16 protein-coding genes are annotated in these 17,491 nt (G+C 65.4%); 13 read left to right on the top strand and 3 right to left on the bottom strand.

Annotated elements, in window-relative coordinates; translation table 11 throughout:
• Positions 1 to 21 precede the first annotated feature (21 nt).
• The 9 genes from BLV94_RS46330 (at position 22) to BLV94_RS46285 (ending at position 11,475) form a co-directional block, all read left to right on the top strand.
• Positions 22 to 420: a hypothetical protein gene (locus BLV94_RS46330; protein ID WP_072950339.1), complete on the top strand. Its 399-nt coding sequence runs from the start codon at positions 22 to 24 to the stop codon at positions 418 to 420.
• Positions 417 to 3,452, top strand: coding sequence for an ATP-binding protein (locus BLV94_RS46325; protein WP_072950342.1), 3,036 nt, complete (start codon positions 417 to 419; stop codon positions 3,450 to 3,452). The genes BLV94_RS46330 and BLV94_RS46325 overlap by 4 nt, the downstream gene beginning before the upstream one ends.
• A complete protein-coding gene (locus tag BLV94_RS46320; RefSeq protein ID WP_072950345.1) occupies positions 3,449 to 5,551 on the top strand; it encodes a hypothetical protein in 2,103 nt (700 codons plus the stop codon). Before BLV94_RS46325 ends, BLV94_RS46320 begins: the two co-directional genes overlap by 4 nt.
• Complete coding sequence (locus BLV94_RS46315) at positions 5,551 to 6,405, top strand: hypothetical protein (RefSeq protein ID WP_072950348.1); 855 nt, start codon at positions 5,551 to 5,553, stop codon at positions 6,403 to 6,405. Before BLV94_RS46320 ends, BLV94_RS46315 begins: the two co-directional genes overlap by 1 nt.
• The gene (locus BLV94_RS46310; RefSeq protein ID WP_072950351.1) at positions 6,402 to 7,952 is read left to right on the top strand and encodes a peptidoglycan DD-metalloendopeptidase family protein; all 1,551 of its coding nucleotides are present in this window, start codon (positions 6,402 to 6,404) and stop codon (positions 7,950 to 7,952) included. The genes BLV94_RS46315 and BLV94_RS46310 overlap by 4 nt, the downstream gene beginning before the upstream one ends.
• A 37-nt stretch (positions 7,953 to 7,989) precedes the next feature.
• Entirely contained in the window at positions 7,990 to 8,577 is a 588-nt protein-coding gene (locus BLV94_RS46305; protein WP_072950354.1) for a hypothetical protein, read from the top strand.
• A 62-nt stretch (positions 8,578 to 8,639) separates the two neighbouring features.
• Positions 8,640 to 9,206, top strand: a complete 567-nt coding sequence (locus BLV94_RS46300; protein ID WP_072950357.1) for a hypothetical protein — start codon at positions 8,640 to 8,642, stop codon at positions 9,204 to 9,206.
• Between the two features lie 275 nt (positions 9,207 to 9,481).
• A complete protein-coding gene (locus BLV94_RS46295; RefSeq protein ID WP_072950359.1) occupies positions 9,482 to 10,306 on the top strand; it encodes an MBL fold metallo-hydrolase in 825 nt (274 codons plus the stop codon).
• 44 nt (positions 10,307 to 10,350) lie between these two features.
• Positions 10,351 to 11,475 carry a GAF domain-containing protein gene (locus tag BLV94_RS46285; RefSeq protein ID WP_143051529.1) on the top strand — a complete coding sequence of 375 codons (1,125 nt, stop codon included), beginning with the start codon at positions 10,351 to 10,353 and terminating at the stop codon, positions 11,473 to 11,475.
• A gap of 384 nt (positions 11,476 to 11,859) precedes the next feature.
• On the opposite strand, the gene BLV94_RS46280 is transcribed toward BLV94_RS46285, so the two are convergent.
• Positions 11,860 to 12,300: a helix-turn-helix domain-containing protein gene (locus BLV94_RS46280; protein WP_072950387.1), complete on the bottom strand. Its 441-nt coding sequence runs from the start codon at positions 12,298 to 12,300 to the stop codon at positions 11,860 to 11,862.
• A 732-nt stretch (positions 12,301 to 13,032) separates the two neighbouring features.
• Positions 13,033 to 13,179, bottom strand: a complete 147-nt coding sequence (locus BLV94_RS49815; RefSeq protein ID WP_167372257.1) for a hypothetical protein — start codon at positions 13,177 to 13,179, stop codon at positions 13,033 to 13,035.
• 71 nt (positions 13,180 to 13,250) lie between these two features.
• Here BLV94_RS49815 and BLV94_RS46275 point away from each other — a divergent pair, with 71 nt between their 5' ends.
• Genes BLV94_RS46275 through BLV94_RS46265 form a run of 3 tightly spaced genes read left to right on the top strand, consistent with a single transcriptional unit; the run spans position 13,251 to position 14,415 of the window.
• Positions 13,251 to 13,544: a hypothetical protein gene (locus BLV94_RS46275; protein WP_072950367.1), complete on the top strand. Its 294-nt coding sequence runs from the start codon at positions 13,251 to 13,253 to the stop codon at positions 13,542 to 13,544.
• Positions 13,541 to 14,026, top strand: coding sequence for a hypothetical protein (locus tag BLV94_RS46270; RefSeq protein ID WP_072950368.1), 486 nt, complete (start codon positions 13,541 to 13,543; stop codon positions 14,024 to 14,026). The genes BLV94_RS46275 and BLV94_RS46270 overlap by 4 nt, the downstream gene beginning before the upstream one ends.
• Positions 14,023 to 14,415 carry a hypothetical protein gene (locus BLV94_RS46265; RefSeq protein ID WP_072950371.1) on the top strand — a complete coding sequence of 131 codons (393 nt, stop codon included), beginning with the start codon at positions 14,023 to 14,025 and terminating at the stop codon, positions 14,413 to 14,415. The genes BLV94_RS46270 and BLV94_RS46265 overlap by 4 nt, the downstream gene beginning before the upstream one ends.
• A 796-nt stretch (positions 14,416 to 15,211) precedes the next feature.
• Here the strand turns inward: BLV94_RS46265 and BLV94_RS48175 are convergent.
• Complete coding sequence (locus BLV94_RS48175) at positions 15,212 to 15,508, bottom strand: hypothetical protein (RefSeq protein ID WP_143051528.1); 297 nt, start codon at positions 15,506 to 15,508, stop codon at positions 15,212 to 15,214.
• A gap of 773 nt (positions 15,509 to 16,281) precedes the next feature.
• Between BLV94_RS48175 and BLV94_RS46255 the strand changes: the two genes are divergently transcribed.
• Positions 16,282 to 17,109 (top strand): hypothetical protein, encoded by an 828-nt coding sequence (locus tag BLV94_RS46255; RefSeq protein WP_143051527.1) that lies wholly within the window; start codon positions 16,282 to 16,284, stop codon positions 17,107 to 17,109.
• Positions 17,110 to 17,491 lie beyond the last annotated feature (382 nt).

The raw sequence follows: 17,491 nt of genomic DNA, 5'->3' as shown, positions 1-17,491 counted from the left end.
GCGCGGCGAAAGGAGCGATCGGTGATCAACAATGACGACCTGCTGTATCGAGTGGACCGCCACTACCTCGGACCGACCGGATACACCTTCCCGGTCCGGATCCGATACACCGCACTGGCGGTCGGCATCTTGGTCTTCGTGGCGGTGTTCCTGATCGCCCGCGCGATCGTCCACGTTCCGCTCGGGTTCAGGCCGCTGATGATGATGCTCCTGGTCACCGTGTTCATCACCCATCACATCGCCAAGTACGTCACCCCGGACCGCCCACTGCGGTCGGTGCTCAAGGCGGCGTTCAACGATCTCAACGCTCCACGGCCCCCGAAGACCGGGGAGACGGTCAGTGTCACCCTCCCCAACCGGCTGACCGCTTGCTCCCGACCTGACACGGCACGCATCGACGGCGAGGACTCACACCGATGACCACGTACGACAACGACATCGCATCATTGTTCGACCCTCAGCTCGAAGATCCGGTGCCGGTGATCCCGCCGGGAGCGTTGCCGCCGTCGTGGGCGGCGGGGCGGCAGAGCCCGTCCCCGCAACCGGGTCCGCGGGCGTGGTCGGAAGTGGAGTTCCCTCCGCACCCGGTGGTCGAGGTGTCCGAGGAGGTTGACGACCGGGAAAGCAGCCCGGCCACTCTGGCCGAGGACACCCGGACGCGGGAGCGTCCCCGCAAGGGCTCCAAGCGTCGTGGGAAGACGCCCACCGATCGGGGCAAGGTCGCGGCGAAGAAGTGCGCCGATCGTGCCCGGAAGTCGGTGCGGCTGCAGCTGACCGGGACCTCCGGCCACATCACCCGCACTTCACGCACGTCGACGGCGTGGTTCGTGCAGAAGCAGGGGCCGTGGAACTTCCGCACCGTCGGCAAGCAGCGGCGCTTCATCCGGGACGAGGCGATGGTGTTGACCAACCTGCAACAGGCCGGTGTTCAGCGGCTGCACCGGCGGTTGGTGCGCACGCCGTTCCCGGTCGAGCAGTGGGCCAGGGACCACGACCAGTGGGCCACTCCGATCGACAACGTCCCCGGTGCCCTGTCCTGGGCGGAGTACCTGCGCGGCCAGCAGCACGCGATGCTGTGGTCCAACGCGACGATCAAGGGCCGCTACTGGGGCATCGAACTGCCGGAGCGGTCCGTGCTCGGGATCGGGCTCGACTACCTCGCCCACATCCTTGGTTACGTCGCGAGCTGGCCTCTGCTGGGTGCGCTCTCGTCTCTGATCATCGGGTGGGCCGACGACGCCTTCGCCCGTGAGGAGACAGCTCTTGCCGATCATCTCGCCGAACTGGAACGGATCATGTCCGGCCGCGGCGTCAACGCCGCACCAGCGTCACCCGCTGCGGTCGACTACCTGCTACGCCGGTCGGCGACGATCGGTCTGCCCTTGGCGGCAGGCGGCGCGGCGGCCGGCGGCGGCGACTGGGAAGAGGGTGATGTCGCCGCCCTCGAGGACCTCACCGACCTGTCCCTGACCCCCGGCGATGGTTACACCACCGTCTCCGGCGTCGTCGAGGGCCGCCGCTACACCGGGGCGGTCATCGTCCTGACCGTCGGACGCATGGCACCGCTGCCGATCCCGGAGCGGATGCTGCCCTGGCAGGTCATCGGCGACCCCTCCGGCGAACCGCTGGAATGGTCCGATCGGATCGAGCTGCACGACAAGGCGAAAACCATCCGCACCATGCGCTCCCTGACGGGCAAGATCGAGAACCAGTTCGACCACTACACCGTCGAACACGATCAGTCACCGCCTCAGGAGCTCGCCGAGCAGCACGCCCGCGTCCAGGACGTCATCTCCGACGTAGAGGAAGACCACTCCGGGCTCTCCACCCGCACCTCCGGTTGGTACCGGGTCGCCATCGTCGGAGCCACCCCGGACGAAGCCCGCAAGAAGGTGGCGGGCCTGCGGGAGATGTACAAGCCGCACATCGCCCTCGAGCAGGAGCACGGACAGTTCCAGCTGCTGCGCGAATTCATCCCCGGAGAGCCGCTCGCGAACATCGCCCACACACGGCACATGGATGTCGAAGCCGTCGCCGCGGGCATGGCCACCGCCGGTGACCGGATTGGTGACCGCCGCGGAGTGGTGCTCGGGGAGACCTCGTCGATCGCCCCGCGCCCGGTGATCTGGGACCTGTTCGCAGCGCACGAGATCAAACACAAATCGGGGCTGACCCCCATCGTCGCGGTCCCGGGCTCGGGCAAGACGTTCCTGGCCGGGATGATCGTCTACCAGGCGGTGCGCGCCGGCGCCTACGGAGTCGTCCTCGACCCCTCTGGACCGCTGAAGGAACTGGCGAATCTGTCCGAGTTCCGGGACATCGCCCGGGTCTACGCGCTCACCGGCCGCGACTCGCGTCCCGGGGCGCTCAACCCCTACCGGGTGATCATCGACCCGCGGCGCGAGGACCCCGAGTACGACACCGGCCACCCGGACTTCGCGCGGGCGGCCGACCCGTTCGCCGCGGGACAAGCGAAGTACGACGCGGACACACGCGCGGCGGCCGCCGAGCGGGTCGAGGTCGCGGTGTCGGTGCTGAAGATGATGCTCACCGAACGGCACCTGCACCTCGAGCACACCGAATCGGTGCTGCACCTGGCCGCCAACCGGGTCGGCGGGGATCGCGACCACAATCTGGGTGAGGTCCTCGACGCCATCAAGGCGATCGGTGAGAGCGATCCCGATCAGGCCGTGCGCACCTGCGCCAATGGCGTGTACCAGCAGCTGGAGTTGATGTCCCGGCTCGCCGAGGCCCGGGTGCTCTTTCCCGAGGCCGGCACGGTCGGCAGCGGTATCGACGACTTCGATGCCGATATCCGGCTGACCATCCTCACGATGCCCGGTCTGCAGCTGCCCCCGGAGGGTGTTCCCTCCTCGCAGTGGACGCCGCAGCAGCGGATGACCGCCCCACTGATGCACATGGCCGCGTGGCTGGCGAACCGGCTCGTCTACGAAAAGCCCAGACAGGTACGCAAAGTCTTGTTCCTCGACGAGAACAAGTACCTCGAATCCACCGGCGCCGGCCGCACCCTGAACCTGCGGATCGCCCGCGACTCCCGCAAATTCAAGGTCCGCGCCCTGGTCTGCTCGCAGCTGCCCGACGACTTCCTCGGACTCGACGGCACCGACGACAAAACGGCCCTGACCTACGAGGTGTTCGTCGGCGACGTCGGCGGCGACCCGCACGCCATCAACGGGGCACTCAAACTCCTCAAACTCCCTACCGGGCAGGGTTTCGAGGCTTTCCTCGCCGAACTCGGCAGCGGCGGCGAGGACACCCTCGACGAGGACACCGACACCTCCTACCAGGACCAGGCCCGCCGGTGGATGGTCCGGATGGCCGACGACGTCGAACTGGTCCGGTCGAGCTGGGTCCACTTCGTGCACCTGTCCCACGTCTTCGCCGCGTTGAACTCGAGCACCGCGAAGAACGCCCTCGGAGGTACCGCATGAACGCGCGGCGCTCCCCCATCCCTCAGATGACCTCGAATCGGCGGCTGGCGGGGCGACTGGGGCGGCTTCTGGCCGTCTTGGTGCTGGTGCTGGCCCCGTTGCTGATCGGCCCGAACTCCCCCATCGCGGCGGCCAGCGGTTTCGCATGCGACGAGGTGCCCGCCCCGGAGTACCCGAAAGGGGCGTTCCCCGCTGTTTTCGACGCGACCAGCACGGACCGCCCCGACAACGGGGGCACCGGATACACGGACTACGGCTGGGCCGGCCTGCAGTGGTACACCTACGACCTCGGCTGCGGCGCGGACCTGGTGCGCGCCCCGGGAGCGGTGACCGACACCAATTGGGGCAACATCTTCCTCGGGGTCGGGAAATCCCTGGCCGCGGCCGCATTCTGGCTCGACGATCAAACCAAGACCGGTCAGGCCGCCGAAGACGCCGGGATCGCACCCGCAATGGAGCAGTTCGACCAGGTCGTCTCCTCGATCTCGAACGGCATGCTCGGCATCTACGGTGACTGGCTCGGTATCGGATTGATCGCGGCCGCCGTGATCGTGCTCTGGCACGCACTCACATCGAACGCGGCCGGCGTCACGAAATCCCTCGCCGTCGGCGGGGCAGCTCTCACCCTCGGCGCGCTGCTCGTCGGCGCACCCCAGCAGGCCATCCGACTCGCCGACGACACCTTCGGGGCCGTGATCACCGATACACAGAACGAGATGCTCTCGGTCTCCGGCAGCGGCGGCAAAGGACCCCGGGACGTGCTGCTCGACGACATCTTCCTCGACGACTGGCGCAAGGGCTGGTTCGGCCCGAACTATGACGATGAGGAGAACCAGCTCGGTCCCAAGCTGCGCGACACGCTCGCGTTCTCTTACGAGGAACAACAGCAGATCCAGAACGCACCGGACTCCAGTGTCGAGAACGACCTGAAGGCCAAGAAGGAGAAGGCTTTTCGCGAGGACATCGTCCAGCCACTCAGTGACGACTACGGACTGTCCTACTACACGTTCCAGGGCAAGGACTCCGGCCGCCTCGCAATCGGCTTCATGGCGATGGTCAAAGTCGGTATGCCGTCCATCCTGTGGATCGGTGCATCGGTACTGAAGCTGATTGCGCTGCTCGCGATTCGCCTGGCCATCTTGTTCGCACCGATCTGGGTACCGCTCGCCGCCGCGCACGCGGGAACGTTGATGCGGGTGTGCCGCATGCTGGCCAGCGCCTACATCTGGGGGGTGGCCGGCGCGATCATCGTCTCGCTCTATTTGCTGGCCCTGGTGAAGTTGTATGTCACCGATAACGGGCAGATCGACGGATCGTGGCGACTGTGGTTCATGGTCATCCTGACCTTGGTGTGCTGGTTCATCATGCGCCCGTTCAAACGGGTCTCACAGACCTTCACCCAGAACCGCGCCGGCGCCCTCAACCGCAAAGCCCGTCACGCGCAGACCTCGATGAAGCAAAAGTTCTTCAAAGGCGCCAGCGCGGTCGTCGGCGGTCCGGCCGGGGCGATGGTCGAGGAAGGCGTCGCGGCATTACGCAGAAGGACCCCGGGCGGCGGCACCGACGAGGACAACTCGGGCAGTAACTCAGCTGCCCCGTCCCGTCCGGAGGGGCGCGAACTCAACCAACGGCGTCGGCACGAGGCCGACCAAACTCGGATCGCAGCCCGCAAGAAGATGGATCTCCTGCAGCGGCTGACGGACGCACGCAAGGATTCCCAGAGCCGCACCGGGGCGGGCAGCAAGGGCGACGACCACGAGCAGAACAACAGCCACAGCCACACCCGCGGCCGCCGCGGCCGCAGCGCAGTCCTGAGTGCACTCGGCGACGGTGGCGGTGACGGTGGCGCCAACCGTTCAGGGGGCGGAGCGAGCCACGGTAGCGCGCCGCGAGTCAGTGAGACCTGGGACGGCGGAGCGGGTTCTGCCATCGCCCCGACGAAAGTCTTCACCCCGGCCCACAAGGACGTCTCACCCGAGAGGGTGCCCGCCATGTCGGCAGCCTCCGGCAATTCGACTCCGCCTCGGTCGAACGCCCGCCTGTATGAGCCGTCCCTGGCTCCCGAAGTGCGCAAGCACCCGAGCGAGAGGTACAGCTGATGGCCCGCCCCGCCGGGAACCCGGTCCTCGCCCCGATCCGTCGGTGGGTGCTGTACTCGCGCACCAACCTCACGATCAGCGTGGCCGCCGTCCTCGCAGTCCTGTTCCTCGCCGGCACCGTATTCGGGGAACCCCTCACGCCCACAAATACGTCAACCACAGCGGCAACGACCGGCTCAACGACCACCACCACCGCGGCGCCGTCAGACGAGATCACCTACGACCTCGTCGAGGTGACCGAGTCGGCCATCGCAGGCCTAACGACGGCCGCGGCCGGGAAGAGCGCGCCCGCCACAGCGATGGCTTATGCGCACAGCTACGTGGACATCACACAGTCGAATACCGAGTGGCGAACCAAACTCGGCCGCTACACCATCGACACCCCCGGTGACACGATCGTCGCCGCACGTCCACAGGTGCCCGTCGCGATCACCGGGCCCACGACTAGTGAGATCGTCACTGGCGCCGGTGGCGCGCGGCGGGCAGAGGTCACCATCCCCACTCAGGCCGGCGACCTGCGCGTGTCCGTGCAGGTGGCCGAGTCCCCGAGCGGGGCGAAATGGCAGGTCCAGAACCCGTTTCCCACTCTCGACCGCGACGAGGTCAGCAAACTCGGCGCCGCGCCGACCCTAGTGAGTGTCCCCTCAACCTCCTCGCACTCGACCACGCCCCAGACTGCAACGCAGCCGATCACCAGCCAGCCGAAACCGTCGACGACGACCTCGGCCCCCGAATCTGTCACCGCACCGCCAGCGATGTCCGAGCCCGAACCGACACCCGTGCCGGTGCCCGTTCCAGAGCCCGGGCCTATCCCGATCCCCGAACTCGACACCCCGATCCCGGGAGCCCTGTGACACTTCGCCAGCGCGGGACAGCGCTGCTACTCGCGGCCGCAGCCACCACAGTCGTCAGCACGACGGCCTGCGCCCCCCAGCCGGTCATCCCCCACGATGGATGCGAGGCAACCTCCACCGATAGCGATCCGGGCACGCCCGCCGGTGGTCAGCTGCGCGCCTCCGGACCGATCACTGCACCGACGAGGGCCGGGACCACCACGTTCACCTCCGGCTTCGGGCCACGGTGGGGTACCGAACACCAGGGCGTCGACTTCGCCGGTCCCATCGGCACCCCGATCTATGCAGCCCTCGACGGCCTCGTCGTCCGTTCCGGCACCGCCACCGGATTCGGACACTGGATCGTCATCGACTCCCTCGTCGGCGACACACCGGTCTCCACCGTCTACGGACACATGTTCACCGACGGGCTAATCGCCCGCGAAGGCCAACAGGTCAGGGCCGGTGACCACATCGCCACCATCGGCGACGACGGCCAAAGCACCGGCGCCCACCTGCATTTCGAGTACTGGGAAGGCGGCCGTTTCCAAGGCGGCACCGCCGTGGACCCGATGATCAAACTGGGCAGCACGGCCTCACCTCCTGGCGCGCCGGACGGCGCGGACGTGCGGCTGGCCTCCTTGTCGTCGCCGATCAACTGCGCGGGCTTCGGGACCGTCGGCGGCGGTGAGCTGGCCGCCGGCTCGGTGCCGGCCGAATTCGATCCGTGGATCCGCAAGGCCGGCAGCATCTGCCCCGGCATTCGGCCCCCGGTCCTGTCCTCGCAGCTCCACGCCGAGAATCAGTTCAGGCACGGCGCCAACGCCCCCACCTCCCCCTCCGGTGCTCTCGGACCTGCACAGTTCATGCCCGGAACCTGGGCGACCTGGGGCAAGGACTACGACGGCGACGGCAAGGTCGACCCCAATTCGATCGGCGACGCCGTCATGGCTCAGGGGCATTTCATGTGCGCCCTCAACAACCAGGTCAACGCCGCACTCACGGCCGGCACCGTCACGGGAGACCCGGTCGAGCTGTCACTGGCCGCGTACAACGCCGGTTTCGGTGCGGTGCAGTCGCACCGCGGCATTCCCCCCTATCCCGAGACCCAGAACTACGTCGCGAATATCATCCTCGGCCAGGCCAAGTACACGTCCCTGAGTTCCACCGGCCGCCTGGTCCCGAACGGGTCGAAGGACGGCGGCCAGGTCGTTGCGGCCGCGCGGCAGTATCTCGGCACCCCCTATGTCTGGGGTGGAGGTGGCACCGGCGGACCGTCCGGCGGGGGCTTCGACTGCTCCGGACTGACCAGCTACGCCATCTTCACCGGCAGCGGTGGCAAGGTCACACTGCCACGGACCTCGGAGCAGCAGTGGACTGTGGGCGTCGAGATCCCGATCGATCAGGCCCAACCGGGCGACCTCGTCTTCGGATCCTGGGCCGCTTCCGGACCGGGTCACGTCGGCATCGCGCTCGGAGGTGGGCGCATGATCCACGCCCCGACCACAGGAGACGTCGTAAAGGAAGCGTCATTAATGAGCGAGATGAAGGCACGGAGGGTGATGTGATGAGTGGACTGCCCGCAACTGCCGCAGGAGGACCGAGATGAGCGTGCGTCGATTCCTGGCCGTGGTGGTGCTCCTCGGCGCCCTGGTCGCCGTCCTCGTCTATGCGTGCCGGCCGAACGGAGAAGATCCGCAAACCTTGCCTGCAGAGACTTCAACGAAGTCCGCCCCTGCGCCGTCGATCACCGTTGCTCCAGTACCTCCGCCGACCGCTGCGACACCGGCGCCAGGCGCCGCGGCGGCGGAGGAGGCAGCCCGCCAGGCCCTGGCTGTCGCGTTCACCTGGTACCCGGCGACCGACCAGTCCCCCAATGACGGCTTCATCCGGGCTCGACAGTGGCTGACCGACAGCCTGGCATCGCAAGTGGCCGTCCCGGTCACGACCGAACGCGGACCCGGCGTGCAATGGGGACAATGGGCCACCGCGAACTCGAAGGTCGTCGCCGACGTATTGATCGGCTGCTCCGGGTGCCCGCCCGATACCGATACCCTCATTCACCGAGTCGCCACCATCCATCAGACCGCGATCACCGGTGACAACGCCGTCCCCGTCGCCCCCGACACCACCGTCTGGGTCACCCTCACCAAGGCCGGGGACAGCTGGCTCATCGACACCATCCGGTACTGAAACCAGTAGTCACCGCACCGAGTTCGACAACGCCGCCCTGCGGCAACAGGAGGGGAAACTAGATGTCCAACCGCAGCCGCACGCTCGTCGGCCTCGCTCTCACCAGCATGATCGCCGCCACCCTGACCGCATGCTCCGGCTCGTCGAGCGATGACGGTCGGCCCGGCACCGTCACGCCCGCCGAATCGTCAGGCGGATCCGACGGTTGGGACGGCAACATCGCCATCGGCGTCGGCAACCGCAAAGGCGTCGACCTCGTGACCCTTCCCGCCCCGGACCAGGTCGATGTCCAGTGCCACGGCGAGGGTGACAATCTCACCGTCGACATCACCGCACCGAACGGGTGGCACGCCACCCTCACCCACGGATCCCAGACCATCACGGTCGACAACGAGACCCTCAACTACCCAGCTCACGACTTCGCCGAATCCCCGGGGGCGATCGAGGCCGTCAACCGAACACGACCGAAGGGCAGCACGAAGCAGTATCCACTCGGCGTTACCTGGGACAAGCCATCGGTCGGAGAGGTCGAGATCCAGGTCGACGCCGACACCCCACCGCACTGGATGGTGAACTCCCCGTACGAGGACTTCGACATGTACATGCACATCAGCTGCGGCCTGAAGTAGGAGCCGACGCGTCGCACCTTCCGCGGGGACGTGTCGTCTGCGCAGTTCAGAACGACAACTGAGCGGCGCCAGACCGCGACCTCGGCACCCGGGCACTTCACCACCAGCAGCTTTACCAAGCGTCCGATCGGACGCCCTCCTTACTGATGCGTAAGATAGTGTCGCGCCTTCAGGTGTGAAGGTTTCCCGGTTCTTGACGACTTCGGTTCCGGATGTGGCGGCCGGCATGGATCAGTGCCTGGTCACACCTGCCTATTTGCCCGGTGGTGCTAGCTATGTCTGGTGTTCGACGTGTCCATCATCTGAATTGCGGATCTTTCGATTCGCTCGCCAGCGGTCCCCTGGTCTCGCATGTCCTGCTGTGCGAGACAAAGGACGGCTTGGTCCTAGTCGACAGCGGAATCGGCCGATCAGATATTGCCTCGCCGAGAAGTCGACTCGGCCGCGTGGCCCTGGCCCTCGGGCCGGCGTTGCGTGTGGAGGAGACGGCCGCACATCAAATCGAAGCCCTCGGCTACCAACTCTCGGACGTACGTCACATCGTGGCGACGCACCTGGACTACGACCACATCGGTGGCGCACTCGACTTTCCCCACGCAACGGTGCACACGACGGCCGCCGAACTCCGCACCGCGCGAGCGCGGCGCCGCCTTCCCGAGCGTCTCCGGTATCGCCGCCCGCACGTCGAGGCGATCACCTCGTTCCAGACGTACGACGGCACCGGAGAAGAGCTACTCGGCCTTCCCGCCGCACACCCGATCCTCGGAGTCGAAGACGTGTGGCTCGTCCCGATGCCCGGACATTCCATCGGTCATGCCGGTGTCGCGGTCCGAACCAGCAACGGTTGGCTGTTTCACGCCGGGGATTCCTTCTACCATCGAGCAGCACTCTCCTCCAGTCGATCTGCACCAATAAGTCGAGCTGCGATGCTTTGTGCGATCGAGCTGACTCTGGCCTCAATTCCCGCGAAAGTCCGTGCAAATCACCAGCAACTCCGCAAACTTGCGCACGACCCCTCACAACGAGTTGCCGTCTTCTGTGCGCACGATGCGGCTCTGTTCGATCGGCTTCGCGCAGAACAGAGCCCGATTTTCCCTTGACCCAACGCTTACATAGGGTTGAGGTTGATGGAGGGGAGTTTTGCGTGACTGACGTACTCGAAGGCCACCAACAGAATGGTGCCCCAAAAACCGGCGATCAGGGCTGGGTAATTTTCGAAACTCTCGGTGTCGATGCAGGTCAGGAGCCTTGTGTCGTCTCCGAAGGCGGTCTCGCGCGCGACTTCGCGAGCCGGATAAAAAGGAGCTGGAGCGTCGCGACGAACCGTGGCGACGCCGCCAAACTCCGCGAGGCAGCACAGAAGGCCATCAGCGCCGTCCTCAAAGCCCGTAAACCACTTCATGATCGGGTTTGGTTGTCGCAGAACCGAACCGCGGTATCTTATGCGGCCCCCATCCTATCTTCGAGTGGGGAAATCTTTGGCGTGCAGGTATATATCGCAGCGGCCGGAGAGGCGCCGCCCCCTCCACGTACTGTCGGGACCTTCGAGTGGGATTTCGCCACGATGCGGTCCGAGCACACCCTTATCGTTGAGGAGAAGATCCTCGGTATCGACACCACCCAGCCCAACCGCAGCCTTCCCGAGATCTGGCGCTTCTTCACCGCCTTCGACAAACGCGACGCCTACACCGTGTATGTCGGTCAGATCGGCCACGGGCAAATAGAACCAAGCCAGCCTTTTGCGGCCGAGATCAGCCTGGAGGGCGACGACAAGGTTCTACGGTGCGTGCACATGACAACCCGGGGCCGCGAGATCGGCGGCCGGAAGACTATCGCCGGCCTCATTCACGACCTCTCCGACGAGACACACCCCAAGCGGGATTTCCACCGCGAGTACAGCAAGACCCAGGCCATGACGATCGAGAAGTCGCTTGCCGAGCCGATGGGCATCGGATACCTGGAGCTGATCACGGGCCTGTTCCTGGAATGGGATGTCACACCTACCGGACCGCTCGCTCGCTGGCGCACCGAGGTCGCTGAGATCCACGAGAAGAGCCGAGATGCCTTTCTGCATGCCCGGGAATCACTTCGGAACGGCGACGCCCTCAGCCTCGACGTGGTGCTGTTCGTCCGGTTCTCCGAGTCGGAGGAGTGGACACCCGCCGAGCTGACCATCACCGGAGTGGCTACAGCCAGCGCCGAGCACGGTGTAACGGTGGTGCAGGCGATGGTGCTGGTACGCCCCGGCACCGGCCCGCTGTGCTGGTAGTACACCATTCAATAACAGCGGCAATCGATCTCGTCCGCCCAGCGTGATGGGCGAGATCGACACACCGCTCGGATCGTTCGGTTGCAGAGTTCCTGAGGGCTGCTAATCTGATGTCCGCGCTCCCCACCCGGGAGTTTCCTGAGGCTTGTCGTAGTCGGCTTCAGAAGAGGCAAAACAACGTGTGGCACACGTGTATCTTCTTGCGCCACACCGTTCCCGGGGGGTGGGATCATGTCGATTCGAGCAACCGAGCTACTTTTCTCAGCGCTCAGCGTTGCGAATAAGTGGGACCTTGGGGTGTCGACGCAGAAATCGCCCTTTGCCGGCCGATCGTTACGCCTCAGCAGCACTTCCCCGGTAGCCCTGCGCCCGACTGCACAATCCTCAGTCGAGTGGCGGCCGGGCGCGCCCACGCTCGTACGCCGCTCGAATCTCGGTAACGGACACTCCGAGTTCGCCTGCAAGCCGGTCAGCGACAGCATCGCCGAGCTTGGCGTGTCCGCGTTCGAGAGCGGCAAGGAGGGATGTCGACACGCCGATGATCCCGGCGAGCTGCGCTTGGGTTCGGCCAGTCAGCTCGCGCAGCGTGCCAAGTTTGCGTTCCTCGACGGGGACATCTATCACCTCGTCCATTCGCAGTCCGAGAATTTCCACAACCCTCATCAATCGATCGACCTGAGGGGTCGATCGACCCACTTCCCATGCCGAGATCGTGGCCGTGCTCACATCGGCACGCAGGGCGAGTTCGCCCTGCGCCAAGCGCTTGTCGATACGCGCCTTGGAGAGCCGGGCAGGCACGAACCCATCCAGTGTTCGCCGGCTCATCCTGGGCAACCTCGCATAACGAGTCATGCTGCCCGACCTCCAGGACTGTTGTCACAAAAAAGTACGATAAACAAGAGCGGTGAAGTGGAAGACTATATTAGAGTCCTTAGGGGGATGAGTACCTGACTTCCCCTACACAACAAGAAACCCCCCGATCGCTACCAACGATCAGGGGGCCTCGACCGGAGCGGGGCTGCAACCCCTAGCCGGTCATAGCAGATTGGAACCTCTGCAATGAACACGTTAGCTGGCGCTTTAATGGAGCGTCCCAAGAAGCACCTATCCGCAACCCGATCGTTGGCAACCACAAGTGTGGCTGACCTGGTACGCATCACGTCCCTGCACTCGACAATGGATGGACGCTGCACCAGATGCGGCTATGAACCGACCATCATCAAACCGCTGTGCCCAGAGGCTGCGGCGGCACTACGCGAGCTGACACAGCGTGATACGAAACCGGGTCCCCGCGGAGCTCAGTTTTCGCACTCCTCGACCAGCGATCTGCTGGCCGCAGCGCTGCAGCACCGCCCAACCTCTACCGGTCGGTGCCTGCGCTGCGGATTCACCTACGCCGCCGGGTGCGAGGACTGCCCAGCTCTCCGTGCCATTCGCCGGGAGCTTGAGAGCCGCGGCGTCACACCGGTTCGACCGGAGGCCCAGGACGCAGCGCTCTGCTCAGGTCGCGCGCAGGCATGGGAGATCGAGGGGCAGAGCGCAGCCCAGTTGCGGCGCTCAATTGATGCATGCAGGCAGTGCCCGCTCCTCACCCAATGCCGCACCGAGATCGAACAGGCAATCGCACAGGGCGAGCCGCCGCGAGGAATGGTCGTAGCTGGCGACGCCTACGACCTGCGTGGAAACCGGATCGAACACCGCCACCTGGCGCGTTACGGAGCAGTGGCCTCGGGCTCTCGAAGTCGATGGGACACGACCCGGGCTGGAGTCGCAGCATGAGCGCCCCCACGCCCTGCTCGATCGACCCTGAATCCTGGGACCTGGATGCAGGTTCCTACCGCGCCGGCCTCGACGCCCAGGCCGAGTGCCTGCGGTGCCCGCGACTTGCCGCCTGCCGGAGAGAGGTCGCGGAGTTGACCAGCGCGGGTACTCCCCCGCAGTCGATGATCTGGGCGGCAGTTGCGTACCGCCACGACGGCGGAGCCATCCTGACCCGACGTGACCTGCGCGCCTACTACAACCGGAGCGAAGGCCAGCGTGAGGCCGCCAACCGGGGGGTGGCGGCATGACATCACTCGTCGATCGCGTCTACTTCATGGCCACTGGTCAGCTGGAATCCCCCGCCACAGAAGGCCCCTCAGCCGTTCGCTGGGGTTGGTTCGCCGACCTCTATGCCCACCCGCAGTGGGGTCTCGTCACGGTTCCCGGGTTCTCGCAGGCCGAGGCGCAGACTGTCGCCTCCCTCTGTCGCGCCACTCCGATCGGCTCCGTCAACTCGATCTCCGCACGCTGGAACGTCTTCGAGCAGCTGGCGGCGATCAAGCTCAATCGTGCGCCGTCCGATTACGCATGGGCCGCGGTAGCCAACTCGTCGATCGATGCCCGGGACTACTTGGCCGGCGGCGACTTCAGTGGTGTCGAGACGGTCACCAGCGCCTTCTGGGCGCATCTCGCCGTTCATCCGACGGCGGTCGCCGAGAACCGGATCTCAACGGCAATCGAGGCGTGGTCCACCCGTTTCCACAGCTCAACAAGAGGGGCAGCCGCATGACCAACGTCACCGCCACCGACCGCCACGGACACGAGTGGGAACTCCTCCCGATGCAGGAGATGGTCTGCGCGCGACGGGTCGCCGATGACGACACCGTGCTCAACGCCGAGGACCTCATCCACAATCACGGTCCGCTCCTGCTCTCCGCAGGTCAGTCCGGATTCGGGGTTGGAACACGCGACGCGCTTCTCGATGTGATTGATCTCGTCGTATCGGACCCGGAAACTGCCTCGGTCGACCAGGTCCGCGAAGTCGCGACCATCGCTCAATGCATGCTCACCGCCCGACCTGCGCCGAAGCCGGTACACCGAGAGCAGACGCCGACGTTCTCAGCCGCTCCCCGGCGTCAGTCGTCACAGAGCCGCAATGGTCTCGGCCGCCCGTGGTGACCACCTCAGTCGCACGCGACACACCTCACGGCGTCGAGTTCGGCGGCATCGAGACCGTCACGACGGTGTTCTGGGCGTTTGGCGGTCAGCCTTCTGGCGTCACGGCAGTTCGGGCTGCAATCGCGGCATCGGACACCCTCTCGAGCCCTGAGTCGCAGGAGCTCGCAGCGTGAGCAGATTCGTCACAAACGCATCACGCGTGCCTAACCGATCGGCGCCAGCAGGCGTGGTGAGATGGTCGATGACCTGTGTCCAGAGAGAAGGAAGTGATGGCTGTGACTGAGTAACGAAATGAACGTCCTCGATACCTAATTTCATCAGCGCAGACCCTCAGAAAACGAAAAAACCCCCTGGTGGGGGTGGTTTCAAGTCAGGAACCGCAACCGCGGATTTCGTCGAGGAGGACTTGGCAGGTCCTCCTCACCAGGAGGGTGAAGGCCTTGGCAGGGCCGTCACGTTCTCTGAGGTGAGTTTCGAAAGCGCGAACTTTCGAACTCGTACTGCAAACCCCGAAGGGCTTCTACCTGTGACAGGTACGGTCCAGGGTAACCCATACCCTGAATCAGCATCGCTAACTCGATCATCGACGCTCGGCGTGTCGTCCGACACCCCGATGCAAGCAGTCGATCCTGCTCCCGATCCGGAGTGGGCCGCACTCGTTGACGCCGCGCACCGCAACGTCAACGAACTCGAACACTTCAACCACACGAGTGGTCAACGTGGCAGCTCGTGGGCACTACCCGTCCCTGACGGCGCATATCGGGATATCCCGGTGTGGTCAGGTAAAGGCGCGTGGCTACGACAGGTTCGCCATGTGATAACCGACACCGACATCGGCAGGACTGCGGTCAAACAGCACCGCATCGGCGTTGAAACGATGATCGCGGTCGCGGCTACCCACGCACGATTCGCCGACTCCACAACCGGACGAGACGTCACTGCTGCGGTGGCCACGATCGGACGGGCGGCAGGGGTATCCGAATCGGCGGTCCAACGTGCGCGGCGGGTTCTCCGTGACGTGGGTATGGGCCACGAAGTAGCCCGCGGCCGCCACCTCCGGGGCAACGAGTTCATGGCCGCCGAGCTGCATCACGGTGGCCATCAGCGGCGGGCCGCGAGTGTCTGGGCCTTATCCAGCCCACGATGGGTCATCGAGGCCACTCCTCAACCAGCAGCCCCTCAACGGCGCACCCCCGCACGCTCAGTACACCGGGCACAGACGCATCAGCAGCGCCGCCAACGCCAGCAGGCAGCAGCCGCCAAAGCCGCGGCGAGTAATCCACAGCTCAGCGGGCATGACACCCTATCTTTTGGTTCTAAAGTCCTTGAGAAGTTCTCTCGTAAGAGAGAACTCACCAAGCGCGCGCAAACGCGCGCAGGAGCAACTACCACCAACACGAACCGGCCCCTGCATACCCAACGCGCGGCCGCCCAGCTCGCCCAGCTCGCACCTGCACTGACACCGGATGGACACATCGGCCAGCTTGTCGACGTGCTCGTACGCACCGGCGTCGACACCACACGCTGGACTGGCCGGGACATCGCAGACGCCCTCACACGCGACACTCAGAACCGTGGTTGGACGTGGCCGGACGCGAAGATCTGGAACACCGGCGGCTATTCGGTCCAAAACCCCGTCCGATACGCCCACATGCGGCTCTCACGCATCGATTTCACTGGCCCTTCCCCGAGTGAGCAACGAGCCAGAATCGATGCCCAGCGACGAGCTGAGCAGGCAGCACGCGCTACCGAGGCTGCGGAGGCCCGGTCCCGGGCAGCAAGTGCTGAACACCGCTCGGCTATGCGCGCGAATTGGCGCACCCTCGCCACTCGCGCGAGCAGCACACGCCCCGGAGGGGTTCAGGAATGATCACCGCCACCACCGAGCAATCCTGCGCGTTCAGTGCACTGGCACAGAAAGGTTCCTCGGTGAAGGCCAGACTTGATCGCCGCCTGGCCGACTTAGCTTTGACAGCGTCGCTCGGAAACGGCACGAGGAGCGTTACCGCGCGGGTTCCTGCTAACACGGAAAATTCGCATAAGGTGCTGGAAACGGCAGCGTTCACCCCGCCTACTTCGAGGACGGAGCCCCACGTGTCGACAAGCCAGACGAAGACGCCAGCCAAACGGCACCGCTCCCCCGCTCGACAGCAACGAACGGAGCAGGTCAGCAGAAACTCCGACTCGGTCCGCGAACGGCTACGCACCGGGGCCACCACCGTGGTCGTCGACACCACCGGCAGCGAGATCGAATTCGACGACCGCACGTTCGCCAAAGCTAAGACGAACGAGTGGACCATCCGCATCATCGGTACCTCTCTAGTCCGCATCCACCTCGACACTCCGCTCCCGGAGACCGCGCACATCGTCGCCACGGACGCCGCCCGCCTCCAGGTCACAGGCCGGGTGCGGCTCTACGCCTACACCAACACCGTTGTCGACGCCTTTGACGAGTGCATCGTGATTGCGCGCAACCATGCCGCCATCAACGCATGCGACAGTGCCCAGGTCAACGCCACGGACAGCACCTTCGTCAATGCCTATGACAGCGCGGTGGTCTACGCAGAGGGCGATGCGGTGGTCCATGCAAGTGGCAACGCGCATCTCGTTCTCAGGGACGGCGCGCGGGCGACCACTGAGCGCGGTGTCACGGTTCATGGACCTTCCCGCAAGAATGTCTGCGTCCGACGCTGAGAGTCCATGTAGGCCGATCTGTCTCCATGGGAAGCAATCGAATGGACATGCTGGGTTTCTGGATACCGCGAAGTCGTGAAGGTCGCGAACACCGACATACACGTATTAGCGCGCTGCTCCCCTGCTGTTGAGCGTCTCTGCGTATGACGACCACGGCGCCACCAACCGTCATCCGTGATGCAGATGGGCTCCGGGCAGAGGGCCGATCGTCTGCATCGTCAGACGTGCCGAGGAACGAGAACAGCCGTGATGAGCACTGCCGGATCGGGCGGAAACCCGAGCGCCGTGACGGACCGCGGGCATCGCATGGTGCCGGCGTATGACGATCACAGCCAATGACTCCGCTCATGGTGGGACTGCCGGGGCGCGGCGGCCAGGTGGG

The sequence above is a fragment of the Rhodococcus koreensis genome (assembly GCF_900105905.1).
In the GTDB taxonomy this organism is placed as follows: Bacteria; Actinomycetota; Actinomycetes; order Mycobacteriales; family Mycobacteriaceae; genus Rhodococcus_F; species Rhodococcus_F koreensis.
The sequence above is the reverse complement of the archived record's forward strand: the minus strand, read 5'-3'. Positions and strand labels throughout refer to the sequence as shown.